16 protein-coding genes are annotated in these 13,822 nt (G+C 64.2%); 13 read left to right on the forward strand and 3 right to left on the reverse strand.

Annotation, left to right across the window (positions count from 1 at the left end; translation table 11 throughout):
- Positions 1–45: 45 nt before the first annotated feature.
- Complete coding sequence (gene phnF, locus LB558_RS27105) at positions 46–795, reverse strand: phosphonate metabolism transcriptional regulator PhnF (protein ID WP_224700399.1); 750 nt, start codon at positions 793–795, stop codon at positions 46–48.
- A 135-nt stretch (positions 796–930) separates the two neighbouring features.
- Between phnF and phnG the strand changes: the two genes are divergently transcribed.
- The 13 genes from phnG to phnE (LB558_RS27165) all read left to right on the forward strand — a co-directional run bounded on the left by phnG (position 931) and on the right by phnE (LB558_RS27165) (position 11,356).
- A complete protein-coding gene (phnG, locus tag LB558_RS27110; protein WP_224700348.1) occupies positions 931–1,392 on the forward strand; it encodes a phosphonate C-P lyase system protein PhnG in 462 nt (153 codons plus the stop codon).
- Positions 1,392–2,003: a phosphonate C-P lyase system protein PhnH gene (phnH, locus tag LB558_RS27115; protein ID WP_224700349.1), complete on the forward strand. Its 612-nt coding sequence runs from the start codon at positions 1,392–1,394 to the stop codon at positions 2,001–2,003. The genes phnG and phnH overlap by 1 nt, the downstream gene beginning before the upstream one ends.
- Position 2,004: 1 nt before the next feature.
- Complete coding sequence (locus LB558_RS27120; protein ID WP_224700350.1) at positions 2,005–3,117, forward strand: carbon-phosphorus lyase complex subunit PhnI; 1,113 nt, start codon at positions 2,005–2,007, stop codon at positions 3,115–3,117.
- Positions 3,114–3,533, forward strand: coding sequence for a FosX/FosE/FosI family fosfomycin resistance hydrolase (gene fosX, locus LB558_RS27125; RefSeq protein WP_224700351.1), 420 nt, complete (start codon positions 3,114–3,116; stop codon positions 3,531–3,533). The genes LB558_RS27120 and fosX overlap by 4 nt, the downstream gene beginning before the upstream one ends.
- The gene (locus tag LB558_RS27130) at positions 3,530–4,429 is read left to right on the forward strand and encodes an alpha-D-ribose 1-methylphosphonate 5-phosphate C-P-lyase PhnJ (protein ID WP_224700352.1); all 900 of its coding nucleotides are present in this window, start codon (positions 3,530–3,532) and stop codon (positions 4,427–4,429) included. Before fosX ends, LB558_RS27130 begins: the two co-directional genes overlap by 4 nt.
- The gene (gene phnK, locus LB558_RS27135; RefSeq protein WP_023760811.1) at positions 4,426–5,202 is read left to right on the forward strand and encodes a phosphonate C-P lyase system protein PhnK; all 777 of its coding nucleotides are present in this window, start codon (positions 4,426–4,428) and stop codon (positions 5,200–5,202) included. The genes LB558_RS27130 and phnK overlap by 4 nt, the downstream gene beginning before the upstream one ends.
- 208 nt (positions 5,203–5,410) lie before the next feature.
- A complete protein-coding gene (gene phnL, locus LB558_RS27140) occupies positions 5,411–6,118 on the forward strand; it encodes a phosphonate C-P lyase system protein PhnL (RefSeq protein WP_224700353.1) in 708 nt (235 codons plus the stop codon).
- Positions 6,115–6,732, forward strand: a complete 618-nt coding sequence (locus LB558_RS27145) for a DapH/DapD/GlmU-related protein (RefSeq protein ID WP_224700354.1) — start codon at positions 6,115–6,117, stop codon at positions 6,730–6,732. The genes phnL and LB558_RS27145 overlap by 4 nt, the downstream gene beginning before the upstream one ends.
- A gap of 13 nt (positions 6,733–6,745) precedes the next feature.
- Positions 6,746–6,868, forward strand: a complete 123-nt coding sequence (locus LB558_RS32970) for a hypothetical protein (protein WP_263495427.1) — start codon at positions 6,746–6,748, stop codon at positions 6,866–6,868.
- Between the two features lie 245 nt (positions 6,869–7,113).
- Positions 7,114–7,971: a phosphonate ABC transporter ATP-binding protein gene (phnC, locus tag LB558_RS27150; RefSeq protein WP_224700355.1), complete on the forward strand. Its 858-nt coding sequence runs from the start codon at positions 7,114–7,116 to the stop codon at positions 7,969–7,971.
- A 92-nt stretch (positions 7,972–8,063) separates the two neighbouring features.
- Positions 8,064–8,972 carry a phosphonate ABC transporter substrate-binding protein gene (gene phnD / locus LB558_RS27155; protein ID WP_224700356.1) on the forward strand — a complete coding sequence of 303 codons (909 nt, stop codon included), beginning with the start codon at positions 8,064–8,066 and terminating at the stop codon, positions 8,970–8,972.
- Positions 8,973–9,029: 57 nt separating this feature from the next.
- Positions 9,030–9,986, forward strand: a complete 957-nt coding sequence (phnE, locus tag LB558_RS27160; RefSeq protein WP_224700357.1) for a phosphonate ABC transporter, permease protein PhnE — start codon at positions 9,030–9,032, stop codon at positions 9,984–9,986.
- Positions 9,987–9,988: 2 nt separating this feature from the next.
- Entirely contained in the window at positions 9,989–11,356 is a 1,368-nt protein-coding gene (gene phnE / locus LB558_RS27165) for a phosphonate ABC transporter, permease protein PhnE (RefSeq protein ID WP_224700358.1), read from the forward strand.
- A 144-nt stretch (positions 11,357–11,500) separates the two neighbouring features.
- Here phnE (LB558_RS27165) and LB558_RS27170 read toward each other — a convergent pair whose 3' ends face one another.
- Together LB558_RS27170 and LB558_RS27175 are read right to left on the reverse strand one after the other, a co-directional pair.
- Complete coding sequence (locus tag LB558_RS27170) at positions 11,501–12,352, reverse strand: sugar phosphate isomerase/epimerase family protein (protein ID WP_224700359.1); 852 nt, start codon at positions 12,350–12,352, stop codon at positions 11,501–11,503.
- Between the two features lie 176 nt (positions 12,353–12,528).
- Positions 12,529–13,716: a Gfo/Idh/MocA family protein gene (locus tag LB558_RS27175; RefSeq protein ID WP_224700360.1), complete on the reverse strand. Its 1,188-nt coding sequence runs from the start codon at positions 13,714–13,716 to the stop codon at positions 12,529–12,531.
- Positions 13,717–13,822: the final 106 nt, after the last annotated feature.

The following is a 13,822-nucleotide window of genomic DNA, read 5'->3' on the forward strand; positions in this document are numbered from 1 at the left end:
CATGGCCGGCGGTAAATCACGGTCTCGCATAAAGGCCGACACTCCCTACAATGCCGACAACTTCAGTTCCACCCGTTCGGCCGGGAAGCGCGACTCGGAAAACTGGATCGGCTGGCCGTCCGGCGTCACGTTGACGGCGACCGTGACCAGCACGATGGCGCCCGGCTGCAGATCGAGGTCGGCAAGGTCCGCCGCATCGGCATGGCGCGCCGACAGCACGGTCGATTGCCGGAGATAATCGTCGATGCCGAACCGCGCCAGCGACGCGGTGATCGAACCGGTTTCAGCCATCGCGGCATCGATGCCGGCAAAGCGCCGAGCCTCGAACCAGCCGGCAGCGCGCGACACCGGCCGTCCATCCGCTTCGCCGCGCGTTTCCAGCCGGATCACATCGGCTCCCTTGGCAAGACCCAGCCCCTCGGCGACGCGCTGGCTGGCCGGCTCGACCGACGAGGCGAGCAGGACGATGTGCCGTTCCGTCGTCTGCCCTTGCAGGCCTGTCGAAAAGCGTGTGCGCGACCCGATCGGATAGGACAGCCGCTTGCGCGACAGTACGAAGGTGCCTCGCCCCTGCTCGGCCCGCAGCACGCCTTCCTGCACAAGGGCTGATATGGCGCTGCGCACCGTGTGGCGATTGACGCCATAGCGCTCTGCCAGCGCCACCTCCGGCGGCAGCGCTGCATTCTCCGTGAAATCGCCGATGGCGATCGCATGCAGGATCTTGTCGGCGATCTGCCGCCACAGCGACACGCCACTGCGCCGCTCGATGCTGTCCGCTACCAGCCGCCCGACCATCATTGCCCCCAAACCTTCCAGCGCCCAGTCTTCTATCGCTGTCATCCACCCGTCATGGACACGCGTTAGATAATAGGTATAATTTGTATAGTTGTCTATATCAATAGACAAATTTAGCCACGAGGACGATAGCCTATGCGAGGACAGGAAGCCCGCGACCAGGCCGAACGCAAGGCCGCCATGGCAACACTGGCGCAATCCCGCGGCGATGACATCGTCCGGCTCTGGAATGAGGCCGGACTGCCTTCGGACGCCGAGCTGCTGCGCGGCCCCGAAACCGGCCTGGTCACCCTGCGCGGCCGCATCGGCGGCGGCGGCGCGCCCTTCAATGTCGGTGAGGCGACCGTCACCCGCGCCACCGTCCGGCTACCCACCGGACAGGTCGGCCATTGCTATGCGCTTGGCCGCGACAAGCAGAAGGCAAGGCTGGCAGCCATCGCCGACGCGCTATGGCAGGACCCTGCCCGCCGCAATGAGGTCGAGACCGGACTGTTAGCGCCTCTGCGGTCGGCTCTGACCACGGCGCATGAAAAACGCCGCGCCGAGACGGCGGCAACGAAGGTCGATTTCTTCACCATGGTTCGCGGAGAAGACTGATGGACATTGCAGCGCAATCGATCGAGGGCGGTTTCGCCGATCCGGTCTTCAATGCCCAGACCGTGTTCCGCGCCGTCATGGACGCAATGGCACGGCCGGGCAGCGTGCAGCCGCTGCCGGCCTTCGCCCGCCCGCCGGTGCCGCTCTCGGCCACCGCTGGCGCCATAGCGCTGGCACTTTGCGACAATGACACGCCGCTCTGGCTCGACCCGGCCCTGCAAGCTTCCACCGCGGTCAGATCCTGGCTTGGGTTCCATACCGGCGCGCCATTGGCCAATACACCGGCCGATGCGCATTTCGCCTTGATCGCAGCACCTGCCGAGATGATGGCGCTCGATGGCTTTTCGCAGGGCACGCAGGATTATCCCGACCGTTCGACCACGCTGATCCTGCACGTCGGCGATCTGGTCTCCGGCACGCCGCTGTTGCTCGAAGGTCCCGGCATCGAAACCAGCGCCACGATCGCGCCGGCGCAGATGCCGCGCCATTTCGTCGAGCAGTGGAAGCAGAATATCAAGCGCTTTCCGCGTGGCGTCGACATCATCCTCGCCACCGCTGATGGCATAGCCTGCCTGCCGCGCACGACGCGCATCAAGACGATGGAGGCCTAGGATGTATGTCGCGGTAAAAGGTGGCGAAGCGGCCATCGCCAACGCCCACAGCCTGCTTGCCGACCGCCGGCGCGGCGACCGTTCGGTGCCGGCGCTTCGCCTCGACCAGATCGTCGAGCAGCTGGCGCTCGGCGTCGACCGGGTGATGAGCGAAGGCTCGCTCTACGACCGTGAACTGGCCGCGCTCGCCATCGTCCAGGCGCGCGGCGACATGATCGAGGCGATCTTCCTGGTGCGCGCTTATCGCACCACGCTGCCGCGCTTCGGCTACTCCAAGCCCATCGACACCGCCAACATGCTGGTCGAGCGGCGCGTATCGGCGACCTATAAGGATCTGCCCGGCGGCCAGCTGCTCGGACCTACCTTCGACTACACCCACCGGCTTCTTGATCCCGAGCTTGCCGCCGGCGCCGAAGTCGCCGAGCCCTTGCTGCGCGAGAGCGAAGCGCAAGCCATGCCGCGCGTCTCGGCGATCCTCGCCCGCGAAGGCTTGATCGAACCGGACGGCGACATGCCGCAGGACCATGTTCCCGGCGACATCACCCGCGAGCCGCTGGAATTCCCGATGGCGCGCGACATCCGCCTGCAGGCGCTGTCGCGCGGCGATGAAGGTTTTCTGCTGGCGCTCGGCTATTCCACGCAGCGCGGCTATGCCCGCAACCATCCCTTCGTCGGCGAGATCCGCATCGGCGAGGTCGAGCTGGAGCTCGACGTGCCCGAGCTGCCCTTCGCGGTGCCGCTCGGCACCGTACGGGTCACCGAGTGCCAGATGGTCAACCAGTTCAAAGGCTCGGCCAAGGCGCCGCCGCAATTCACCCGCGGCTACGGCCTCGTCTTCGGCCAGAGCGAGCGCAAGGCGATGGCCATGGCGCTCTGCGACCGGGCGCTGCGCGCGAAGGAGCTCGGCGAGGATGTCGTCGCCGCGGCCCAGGACGAGGAGTTCGTCATCTCGCATTCCGACAATGTCCAGGCGACCGGCTTTGTCGAACATCTGAAGCTGCCGCACTATGTCGACTTCCAGGCCGAACTCGATCTCGTGCGCCACATGCGCGCCGAATACGACGCGCGCCAAAACCCCGTGAAGGTCGACGAGAAGCGGGAGGCTGCGGAATGATCGAAGGCCTGTCCCACATGACCTTCATCGTCCGCGATCTCGAGCGGACGACCAAGATCCTCGAGGGCGTATTCGACGCGCGCGAGGTCTATGCCAGCGACGCCAGGCAATTCTCGCTGTCACGCGAAAAATTCTTCCTGATCGGCGACATCTGGGTCGCGATCATGGAGGGCAAGCCCTTGCCGGAGCGCAGCTACAACCACATCGCCTTCAAGATCGATGACGCCGATTTCGACCGTTATGCCGAGCGCGTCGGCAGGCTCGGCCTCGACATGCGCCCACCGCGTCCGCGCGTCGAGGGTGAAGGCCGCTCGATCTATTTCTACGACGAAGACAACCACATGTTCGAACTGCACACCGGCACGCTCAATGAACGGCTGGCGCGCTATGCCAAGGGACTGGAAGTCTCACCATGACCGACATCGCCACCTACAACTTCGCCTATCTCGACGAGCAGACCAAAAGGATGATCCGCCGGGCGATCCTCAAGGGCATCGCCATCCCCGGCTACCAGGTGCCGTTCGCCTCGCGCGAAATGCCGATGCCCTATGGCTGGGGCACCGGCGGCGTCCAGGTCACCGCTTCGATCGTCGGTCCCGACGATGTGCTGAAGGTCATCGACCAGGGCGCCGACGACACCACCAACGCGGTGTCGATCCGTGCCTTCTTCAAGAAGGTCGCCAACGTCGCGGTGACGACCGACACTGCCAGCGCCACCATCATCCAGACCCGCCACCGCATTCCCGAGCATCCGCTGACCGCAGGCCAGGTGCTGGTCTACCAGGTGCCGATCCCCGAGCCGCTGCGCTTCCTCGAACCGCGCGAGACCGAAACCCGAAAAATGCATGCGCTGGAAGAATACGGCCTCATGCATGTGAAGCTCTACGAGGACATCGCCAAGCACGGCCGCATCGCCACCACCTATGCCTATCCGGTCAAGGTCGAGGGCCGCTATGTGATGGACCCATCGCCGACGCCGAAATTCGACAATCCCAAGATGCACCGCTCGCCGGCTTTGCAATTGTTTGGCGCCGGCCGCGAAAAGCGCATCTATGCGGTGCCGCCCTTCACCGAAGTGGTCAGCCTCGACTTCGAGGACCATCCGTTCGAGGTGCAAACCTTCGACCAGCCCTGCGCGCTGTGTGCGGCTGAGAATGTCTATCTCGACGAGGTCATCCTCGACGACCATGGCGGCCACATGTTCGTCTGTTCCGACACGGACCATTGCGAGAAGCGGCGGGCGGACGGCCATCGCGGCCATCTCGCCCCGGAAACCCCTCTTGCCCCAGGAAACATGGAGCCGGCCCGATGACCGACGAACCGCTGCTGCGCGTCTCGGCGCTGTCCAAATTCTACGGCTCGCGCGTCGGCTGCGACAATGTCTCCTTCGACCTGTGGCCGGGCGAAGTCCTGGCAGTCGTCGGCGAGTCCGGCTCCGGCAAGACGACATTGCTCAACTGCCTGTCGACCCGGCTGCTGCCCAGTTCCGGCACCGCCAGCTACCGCATGCGCGACGGCCAGTTCCGCGAACTCTACCGTATGAGCGAGGCCGAGCGCCGCTTCCTGATGCGCACCGACTGGGGATTTGTCCATCAGAACCCCGCCGACGGCCTCCGCATGACGGTGTCGGCCGGCGCCAATGTCGGCGAGAGGCTGATGGCGGTCGGCGACCGTCACTACGGCAAGATCCGCGCCACCGCCGTCGACTGGCTGTCGCGCGTCGAGATCGACGAGGACCGCATCGACGACGAGCCGCGCGCCTTTTCCGGAGGCATGCGCCAGCGCCTGCAGATTGCCCGCAACCTCGTCACCGGCCCGCGTCTGGTGTTCATGGACGAACCGACCGGCGGCCTCGACGTCTCGGTGCAAGCGCGCCTGCTCGATCTTCTGCGCGGGCTGGTCACCGATCTCGGCCTCGCAGCCATCGTCGTCACCCACGACCTTGCCGTGGCGCGGCTTTTGTCGCAGCGCATGATGGTGATGAAGGACGGCCGCGTCGTCGAAAGCGGTCTCACCGATCGCGTGCTCGACGACCCGCGCGCGCCTTACACGCAATTGCTTGTTTCCTCGATTCTGCAGGTGTGACGATGGCGCCAAGGCACCCCCCTCTGGCCTGCCGGCCATCTCCCCCTCAAGGGGGGAGATTGGCTAACGTCCTCGGCTTCGCCACTCCCCACCGCCGCATAAAGGCAGCGACAGTGACGCTGCCAATCTCCCCCCTTGAGGGGGAGATGCCTGGCAAGGCAGAGGAGGGTACTGGCCCACAAACGACCGACGATTGGAGAACCTTCTGATGCCGACGCCCCTCGTTGTCTCCGACGTCGCCAAGAGCTTCACCATGCATCTACGCGACGGCATCAAACTGCCTGTTATCGCCGGTGTCTCGTTCTCGATCAGGGCCGGCGAGTGCACCGTGCTCGGCGGCCCGTCCGGCGCCGGCAAGAGCTCGATCCTGAAGATGCTGTACGGCAACTACGCCGTTGACGAAGGCCAGATCATCGTCACGCATGATGACGGGCTGATCGACCTCGCCACCGCCAGCCCGCGCACCGTGCTTGCTGTGCGCCGGCAAACGATCGGCTATGTCAGCCAGTTCCTGCGCACGGTGCCGCGCGTCTCAGCGCTCGATGTCGTCGCCGAGCCGCTGGTCGAGCGCGGCGAGGATCGCGAGCTTGCCCGCGGCAAGGCACGCGCCTTGCTGGCGCAGCTCAACCTGCCGGAGAAACTCTGGGCTTTGCCGCCTGCGACCTTCTCCGGCGGCGAGCAGCAGCGCGTCAACATCGCACGCGGCTTCATCACCGAGCATCCGATCCTGCTGCTCGACGAGCCGACCGCCTCGCTCGATGCCAGGAACCGCGATGTCGTGATCGAACTCATCGCTGCCAAGAAGGCGGCTGGTGTCGCCCTGCTCGGCATCTTCCATGACCACGACGTGCGCGAGGCGGTTGCCGACCGCATCATCGACGTCACCGCTTTCGCTCCCGGAAAAATCGCCGCATGACGAGGAAATTGTCCGAGACGCCGCTGGTCCACCCGACGGCAGAGGTGCAGAACTCCATGCTCGGCCGCTGGACCGAGATCGCCGACCGCAGCCGGGTGTCGGAAAGCGAGCTTGGCGACTATTCCTACATGATGCAGGACTGCTCGGTCTGGTGCGCGACGATCGGCAAGTTTGCCAACATCGCGGCCAGCGTGCGCATCAACGCCACCAATCACCCGACCTGGCGGCCGACGCTGCACCATTTCACCTATCGCGCCTCGGACTATTGGGACGACGCCGAACACGAGAGCGAGTTCTTCGCCCAGCGCCGCGCCAAGCGGGTCACCATCGGCCACGACACCTGGCTCGGCCATGGCTCGACCATACTGCCCGGCGTCACCGTCGGCGATGGCGCCGCGGTCGGCGCCGGTGCTGTCGTCTCGAAGGATGTCGCGCCCTACACCATCGTCGCCGGCGTGCCGGCAAAGCCGATCCGCGAGCGCTTCGACCGCCGTACGGCCGAACGCTACCAGGCGCTCGCCTGGTGGGATTGGGACCATGCAAGGCTGCGCGCTTCGCTGGACGATTTCCGCGAGCTTGAGGCCGAGGCGTTCCTGGAGAAATATGGCGGATAGCAAACGTCAAGGAATGGCCGTCACTGACGCTGGGCAGCGGGGCATTATCACAAGCCACCCCGGCCCCTACTATCCGGATGATGTGCCTCTCGACACCAGCATCGACGCCATGACAGCGCTTGTCTGGAACGCCTGAAGGACGGCCTCGCCATTGGCAGCGCGCGACGGACGAGTATGTGCGCATGAAGTGGCGCCGTCTTGCCACCGGCACCAGTTCGCCAGGCCTGCGTTCCACGTCACCTTCGACTGCTGGTCCTGGGCCGGCCGCAGACTCCGGCCTGTGGAGCGTAACAAAACTGACATCAACGCGACACGGCAGGTTCATGTGGCTGCGCTAGGCGAATGCCTGACGATCAATGGTCCGGACTGGAACCTGCCCCCATGCCAGCAAATTCCGCCACGCTCGAAATCCGCGGTGTCACCCGACGATTTGGCAAGAACACTGCCGTCAGCGACATCAACATCGCCATCCCGCAGGGTCAGATGGTTGGCATTATCGGCCGTTCGGGCGCCGGCAAATCAACCCTTCTGCGCATGATCAACCGTCTCATCGATCCCAGCCAGGGATCGATTTTTTTTGACGGCGCCGAGGTTTCCCAGTTGCGCGGCTCGCCGCTGCGGCGCTGGCAGCGTGACTGCGCCATGATCTTCCAGCAGTTCAACCTGGTGCCGCGCCTCGACGTGCTGACCAATGTGCTGCTCGGCAAACTGAACCACCGCTCGACCATCACCAACCTGTTCGGCATGTTTTCCCGCGCCGAATGCGCTGAAGCGGTCGCGGCCCTTGAGCGGCTCGACATCGCCCGCACCGCGCTGCAGCCCGCGGGCACCTTGTCGGGCGGCCAGCAACAGCGCGTCGCCATTGCCCGTGCCATGATGCAGCAGCCCAGAGTGATCCTCGCCGACGAGCCGATCGCCTCGCTCGACCCGCTCAACGCCAAGGTGGTGATGGATTCGCTGCAGGACATCAATCTGCGCGAAGGCATCACGGTCGTCACCAATCTGCACACGCTGGATACCGCCCGCACCTATTGCAACCGCATCATCGGCATGGCCGCCGGCAAGGTCGTCTTCGACGGCCCGCCCGAAGAGCTCAACCGCGAGGCCGTGCGTCTCGTCTATGGCGCCGACAGCAATGGCCAGGAAATCTCCGAGGCCATCACCTCGACCAGCGTTGCCTTCAGGCCAAAGATCGCCGCATCCGCCGGACCGCTCGAACCCGCTTTCCCGGGGTACTGAGAGCGGTTGGGATCGCCAGCCCGCGTCAAGGGCACCAGTCAAACTCAAGAACGCTGCCGGCGCGGGGCCGGAACCTACAGGAGAGATTACAGATGTTCAGGAAGATGGTTTTCGGCGCCGTTTCGGTGCTCGCCATGGCGACCAGCATGGCCCATGCCGCCGACATGAAGGAATTTCGCGTCGGCATTCTCGGCGGCGAAAACGAAACCGACCGGCTGCGCAACTACCAGTGCCTCGCCGACCATCTGAAGGCCGAATTCGGCTTTGAAAAGGTTTCGCTGTTCCCCGCCGCCGACTATGACGGCGTCATCCAGGGCCTGCTTGGCGGCACGCTCGACTTCGCCGAACTCGGCGCTTCCGGCTACGCCAGCATCGCTCTCAAGGACCCGAAGGCGGTCACCCCGATCCTCACCACCCAGCAGACCGACGGCGCCACCGGCTATTATTCGATCGGCCTGGCGCTGAAATCCTCCGGCATCACCGATATCAAGTCGGCCAAGGGCAAGAAACTCGGCTACGCCGATCCGGATTCGACCTCCGGCTATCTGATCCCATTGACCCAGATCCCGAAGGACACCGGCGCTTCGAACGAGACCTTCTTCGCCTCGACCCAGTTCAATGGCGGCCACGAGAACAACGTTCTGGCCGTGCGTGACGGCAAGGTCGACGTGGCGGTGGACGATTCCTCCGGCATTGGCGACTTCAAGGACGGCTACACCTCCGGCACCTTCCACAAGGAAGTCGCCAAGGGCGCCGTCGACCCCAACGACTTCGTCGAAGTCTGGCGCTCGGGCCTGATCCCGAACGGCCCGCTGGTCGTGCGCACCGCGCTCGGCGACGACATGACCGCCAAGCTGGCCGACTTCTTCACGCAGTTGCCGAAGAAGGACAAGGCTTGCTTCGAAGGCGTCGAAGGCGGCGACTTTACCGGCTACGTCCCGGTCAAGGCAGACTTCTACAACGTCATCGTCGAAGCCCGTAAGGCAGCCATTGGCGGCTAACGGCGAAATCAAGAAGGGGGGCGGCGAGAAGACCCCCCCCTTCTTGCATGTCCGATCATGACCCTTTCCGAGACAGCCCCCTCCGGCGCCACTCACAAGATGGCCGACGCATGGCGTCGCCAGACGTCCTTGCGCCGGCTCTACACCGCCATCGGTGTCGGCCTGCTCATCATCGCACTCGGCAGCACCATGTGGTTCGCCGACGAGGCCAATGCCGGGCATTTCTTCGACCGGTTGCCGCATTTGCTGGACTTCCTGAGCTGGCTCGTCCCCAAGGACTGGAACGATGTCTGGCGGGCGATGTTCGACATCGCTTCCCCGCATGACACCGGCACCCAGGAATTCAACTTTCCGCTTGGCCGCTCCTATGTCTGGGGCAGCTTCTACGTCCCCGAATATTTCGAATTGATGCTGACCACGCTCAACGTGGCGCTGGTTTCGACCTTCATCGGCTTCGTCTTCGCCGTGCCGTTCTCCTTCATCGCCGCGCGCAACCTGACGCCGCATCCGGTGTTGCGGCTGATCGTGAAGCGCTTCATGGAACTGCTGCGCGCCTTTCCCGAGATCGTCATCGCCGGCCTGTTTGCGGCCATCGTCTCTATCGGGCCGATCGCCGCCATCATCGCCATCGGCCTGCATTCGATCGGCGCACTGGGCAAGCTCTTTTACGAGATCAACGAGAACATCGACATGCGCGCCGAAGAGGGCCTGAGGGCCGTCGGCGCCAACTGGTTCGAGCGGGTGCGCTTCGCCGGCCTGCCGCAGGTGCTGCCCAACTTCATGTCCTACACACTGCTGCGTGTTGAGATAAATGTCCGCATTTCCACCATCATGGGCGCGGTCGGCGGCGGCGGCATCGGCGAGGAGTTGAAGCTGTCGATCTCGCGTGGCTTCGGCGCCAAGACGATAGCCCTCGTGCTGCTCCTGTTCACGACGATCTTCATCGTCGACCAGTTCTCCGCCTGGCTGCGCCGCAAGCTGGTCGGCGAGCAGGCTTTCGTAATGGGGGCTTGACCATGGCTGCCTTGACCGCCGATCAAATCCAGTCGATCGAAGAGCGCTTCCCGCAGGTTTTCCAGCGGCCGTTCCACAAGCGCTTCGGGCCGCTGATGCTGCTTGGCGGCATCTTTCTCTACCTGCTCTATGCCCTGTGGTTCTTCAACCTGCCACAGGTCATGCGGGAATCGCACTGGGAGCGGCTGCCGCTGTTTCTGACCCAGTGGATCAGCTACGACGTGCAGCCGATCTTCCGCCTCGACGAACCGCAGATATCAGCCAAATATCCACGCTTCTCGGTGCTCGGCCCGAACCCAGATCCGGACTGGGTCAAGACCAGTGCCGATGGCTCGGTGACGGTCCTTATCGACGGCACCGCCAAGTCGATCACCTTCACCAAGACGCAGGCGACGATAATTGCCAATGGTGAGACTGTTGCGGTCGCACTTGGCACCGGCAAGCCGCTGATCTCGGGGCCGGTTCCCGGCTGGATCACCGCGCATGAGGATGAGGTCGTCGCCGACATGGGCTTTGCCGGCGAGGCCCGCGTCGCCGTTGACCGCGTCAGGGTACGCAAGCGTTTTCTCGGCTGGGCAAACTTCGTCTTCGACACGCGCTCGCCTTTCTTCGGCAAGTCGGCAAGCGAAGTCGCCTCGCTGATCGTCTCGGGACCGGAACTGAAACCGGGCACCTCCAATCTGGCGCTGGCCGGCGACAACATCTGGAACAACGCCCAGTGGCAGCATGGCGATGTCTGGACGAAACTCTTGCAGACCATCGTCATGGCCTTTCTCGGCACCATGCTTGGCGGCATCGTCGCCTTCCCGCTCGCCTTCTTCGCCGCCCGCAACATCACGCCCAGCCGGCTGGTCAACCAGGTGCTCAAGCGTTTCTTCGACTTCATGCGCTCCATCGACATGCTGATCTGGGCGCTGTTCTTCACCCGTGCCTTCGGGCCGGGACCGCTAGCGGGCAGTGCAGCGATCTTCTTCACCGAGATCGGCACGCTCGGCAAAACCTATTCCGAGGCGCTGGAGAACATCGACGACAAACCGCGCGAGGGTATTACCTCGACCGGAGCCAACGGCCTCTTGGTGCAGCGCTACGGCGTGCTGCCGGAAGTGGTACCGGTGTTCATCAGCCAGACGCTCTACCAGTGGGAATCCAACACTCGCGGCGCCACCATCATCGGCGCGGTCGGCGCCGGCGGCATCGGCCTGAAATTGTGGGAAGCGATGCGCACCAACTCCAACTGGGCCAACGTCTTCTACATGGTGCTGCTGATCCTGGCCGTTGTCTTCATCTTCGACAACATCTCCAATTTCCTGCGCCGCCGGCTGAGCCGGACCATCCACGACTACAACAGGATCCAGGCCGAGCAGGGGTAGCCTTGTGACGCAGAAGCGCAAGCATCGTCTCGCCCGGCGCCAAAGGGCCGACCCCCACTCCGTCTCGGCGAAGCCGAGACGGAGTGGGGGAGCCAGCTGGCAACCGCCGCGAACGCAAAGAGAAAATGGGCCATGCGCAGGCGCCTAAGCCGCCTTCTTCCACCCGTTCTGGATATGCTTGTAGCCTTCCCGATACACCGCCTCCGGCGTTTCGGAAAAATCGCGCCACACCTTGGTCGCCGCCGCCAAATCCTTGAGCGAACGCCCGAACGCTTCGATCGTCAGCCAGTCGTCATAGCCGCTCTTGCGAATGGCGGAAAACGTTTCGGCCCAGGGGATGTTGCCGCGCCCCGGCACGCCGCGGTCATTCTCCGAAATATGGATATGCACGACATTCCGGCGGTGTTTCGTATAGGCGCCGATCGGATCGGCCTCCTCGATATTGGCATGGAAGGTGTCATACATCGCCTTGATATGCGGCCGGTCGATGGCGTCGATATGCTCCGACAAATCCGCCATCGTGTTGAGCAGGTAGCATTCGAAGCGGTTCAGCGCCTCAAGCCCGATTGTGACGCCCTTGTTGCCGGCATGGTCGCCGATGGCGCGTTGCGAGGCGACCGAGCGCTTTTTCTCGGCGGCTGTCGGCCCAGCGCCGGAAAACGCGCCGAGCGTCGAATGCAGCGGGCCGCTCAGCGTGCTGGCGCCAAGCGCATTGGCGCAGTCGATCGCCCATTTCATGTAGCCAACACCAGCCTTGCGCGTCGCCGCGTCGGCCGAGATCAGGTTCATCGCCGGATCGCCCATGGCTGAAACCGCGGTCCGCTCCAGCCCGATCCGGTCGAGCAGTTCGCCGAGTTTTTTATAGTCGTCCGGCGTGCCGGCGAAGATCGGTATCTCGACGCCATCGAAGCCGGTCGCCTTGATGTCGCGCAGCAACGGCTCGTGTTTCCTCGACACCGCCGTCGTCCACAAGAACATGCACATGCCGATTTTCATCGACGCCCCCTCCCAGTTCCCTGTTGTTGCCCCAAGGTGTTGAGATTCAGGTCAGGCCGAGTCGAAAATGGCTGGTTCCGAGAACCGGAGCGGAGCGTACTTTTGGTACGTGAGCACCGGAAGCGCAGGAAGCTGCCATTTGCAGGCCGGCATCACCTGAATATCAGCACCCTTGGTCAGAGCTTCGTCCAGGCTCCATTCTTCTTCGACGACTTCACACAAGCCTCGATGAAGGCCATGCCTTCGACGCCGTCGTGAATGGTCGGGAAGACGACATCCTTGGCCGGCTTGCCGCCCTTGCGGCGTGCCGCCCGGATGGCGCGCGCGGCCTCCTGGTAGATGTTGGCGAAACCTTCCAGATAGCCCTCGGGATGGCCTGACGGCACGCGGCTGACACGGCCCGCCACCGGCAGCGCACCGGCGCCGTTGCGGGTGATCAATTGCTTCGGCTGGCCGAACGGCGTGTACCAGAGATAGTTCGGGTCGGCCTGCACCCATTCCAGCCCGCCTTTCGAGCCATAGATGCGCAGCTTCAGGCCGTTCTCATGGCCGGGGGCCACCTGGCTTGCCCAGATCATGCCCTTGGCCGGGTGCGTCTTGCCGGCCGGCTTGAAGCGCAGCATGACGTTGACGTTGTCATCGAGAAGCCGGCCCGGCACGAAGGCGTCGAGATCGGCCGACAGGGAGTCCAGTTCCAGCCCCGAGACGAAGCGGGCGAGGTTGTAGGCATGCGTGCCGATATCGCCCAGCGCGCCGCCGGCACCTGCCTGCTTGGGGTCGGAGCGCCAGGCCGCCTGCTTCTGGCCTGTCGCCGCCAAATCCTCGGTCAACCAGTCCTGCGGATATTCGGACTGCACGATGCGGATGTCGCCGAGCACACCCTTGGCGACCATTTCACGTGCTTGCCGGACCATCGGATAGGCGGTGTAGTTGTGCGTCAGCACGAACACCTTGCCGGTCTTCTCGACAATCGCCGCAAGCTTTTTCGCCTCGGCGAGCGTCGTCGCCAGCGGCTTGTCGCAGATGACGTGGATGCCGGCCTCGAGGAAAGCTTTAGCCGCAGGCACATGGACATTGTTGGGCGTGACGATGGCCACCGCCTCGATGCCGTCGGGGCGCTTCGCCTCGGCCTTAGCCATCTCGGCATAGGATGCATAGCTGCGTGCGGGGTCGAGCCCGAGTTCGGCGGCCGACGCCTTGGCACGGTCCGGGTCGGCTGACAAAGCGCCGGCAACCAGCACGAAATCATTGTCCATGCGCGCCGCGATCCGGTGCACCGCGCCGATGAAGGCGCCTTGCCCGCCGCCGACCATGCCGTAGCGGATCGGGCCGCCTCCCGTTTCCGAGTTCGATGCGCCGACCATGTCTTGCTCCTCGCTGTTGCTCACCTCCCTTGAGGGGAGGTCGATCCGCGCAGCGGATCGGGTGGGGTCGTTGTGGCAGAGCTCGGCATGAACCGACCCCTCCCGG

The organism is Mesorhizobium sp. CO1-1-8 (genome assembly GCF_020164875.1).
In the GTDB taxonomy this organism is placed as follows: domain Bacteria; phylum Pseudomonadota; class Alphaproteobacteria; order Rhizobiales; family Rhizobiaceae; genus Mesorhizobium.

Coding starts and splice junctions, on each gene's coding strand:
- phnF (WP_224700399.1), bottom strand. CDS start 795: ATGGTCGGGCGGCTGGTAGCGGACAGCATCGAGCGGCGCAGTGGCGTG.
- phnG (WP_224700348.1), top strand. CDS start 931: ATGCGAGGACAGGAAGCCCGCGACCAGGCCGAACGCAAGGCCGCCATG.
- phnH (WP_224700349.1), top strand. CDS start 1,392: ATGGACATTGCAGCGCAATCGATCGAGGGCGGTTTCGCCGATCCGGTC.
- LB558_RS27120 (WP_224700350.1), top strand. CDS start 2,005: ATGTATGTCGCGGTAAAAGGTGGCGAAGCGGCCATCGCCAACGCCCAC.
- fosX (WP_224700351.1), top strand. CDS start 3,114: ATGATCGAAGGCCTGTCCCACATGACCTTCATCGTCCGCGATCTCGAG.
- LB558_RS27130 (WP_224700352.1), top strand. CDS start 3,530: ATGACCGACATCGCCACCTACAACTTCGCCTATCTCGACGAGCAGACC.
- phnK (WP_023760811.1), top strand. CDS start 4,426: ATGACCGACGAACCGCTGCTGCGCGTCTCGGCGCTGTCCAAATTCTAC.
- phnL (WP_224700353.1), top strand. CDS start 5,411: ATGCCGACGCCCCTCGTTGTCTCCGACGTCGCCAAGAGCTTCACCATG.
- LB558_RS27145 (WP_224700354.1), top strand. CDS start 6,115: ATGACGAGGAAATTGTCCGAGACGCCGCTGGTCCACCCGACGGCAGAG.
- LB558_RS32970 (WP_263495427.1), top strand. CDS start 6,746: ATGGCCGTCACTGACGCTGGGCAGCGGGGCATTATCACAAGCCACCCC.
- phnC (WP_224700355.1), top strand. CDS start 7,114: ATGCCAGCAAATTCCGCCACGCTCGAAATCCGCGGTGTCACCCGACGA.
- phnD (WP_224700356.1), top strand. CDS start 8,064: ATGTTCAGGAAGATGGTTTTCGGCGCCGTTTCGGTGCTCGCCATGGCG.
- phnE (WP_224700357.1), top strand. CDS start 9,030: ATGACCCTTTCCGAGACAGCCCCCTCCGGCGCCACTCACAAGATGGCC.
- phnE (WP_224700358.1), top strand. CDS start 9,989: ATGGCTGCCTTGACCGCCGATCAAATCCAGTCGATCGAAGAGCGCTTC.
- LB558_RS27170 (WP_224700359.1), bottom strand. CDS start 12,352: ATGAAAATCGGCATGTGCATGTTCTTGTGGACGACGGCGGTGTCGAGG.
- LB558_RS27175 (WP_224700360.1), bottom strand. CDS start 13,716: ATGGTCGGCGCATCGAACTCGGAAACGGGAGGCGGCCCGATCCGCTAC.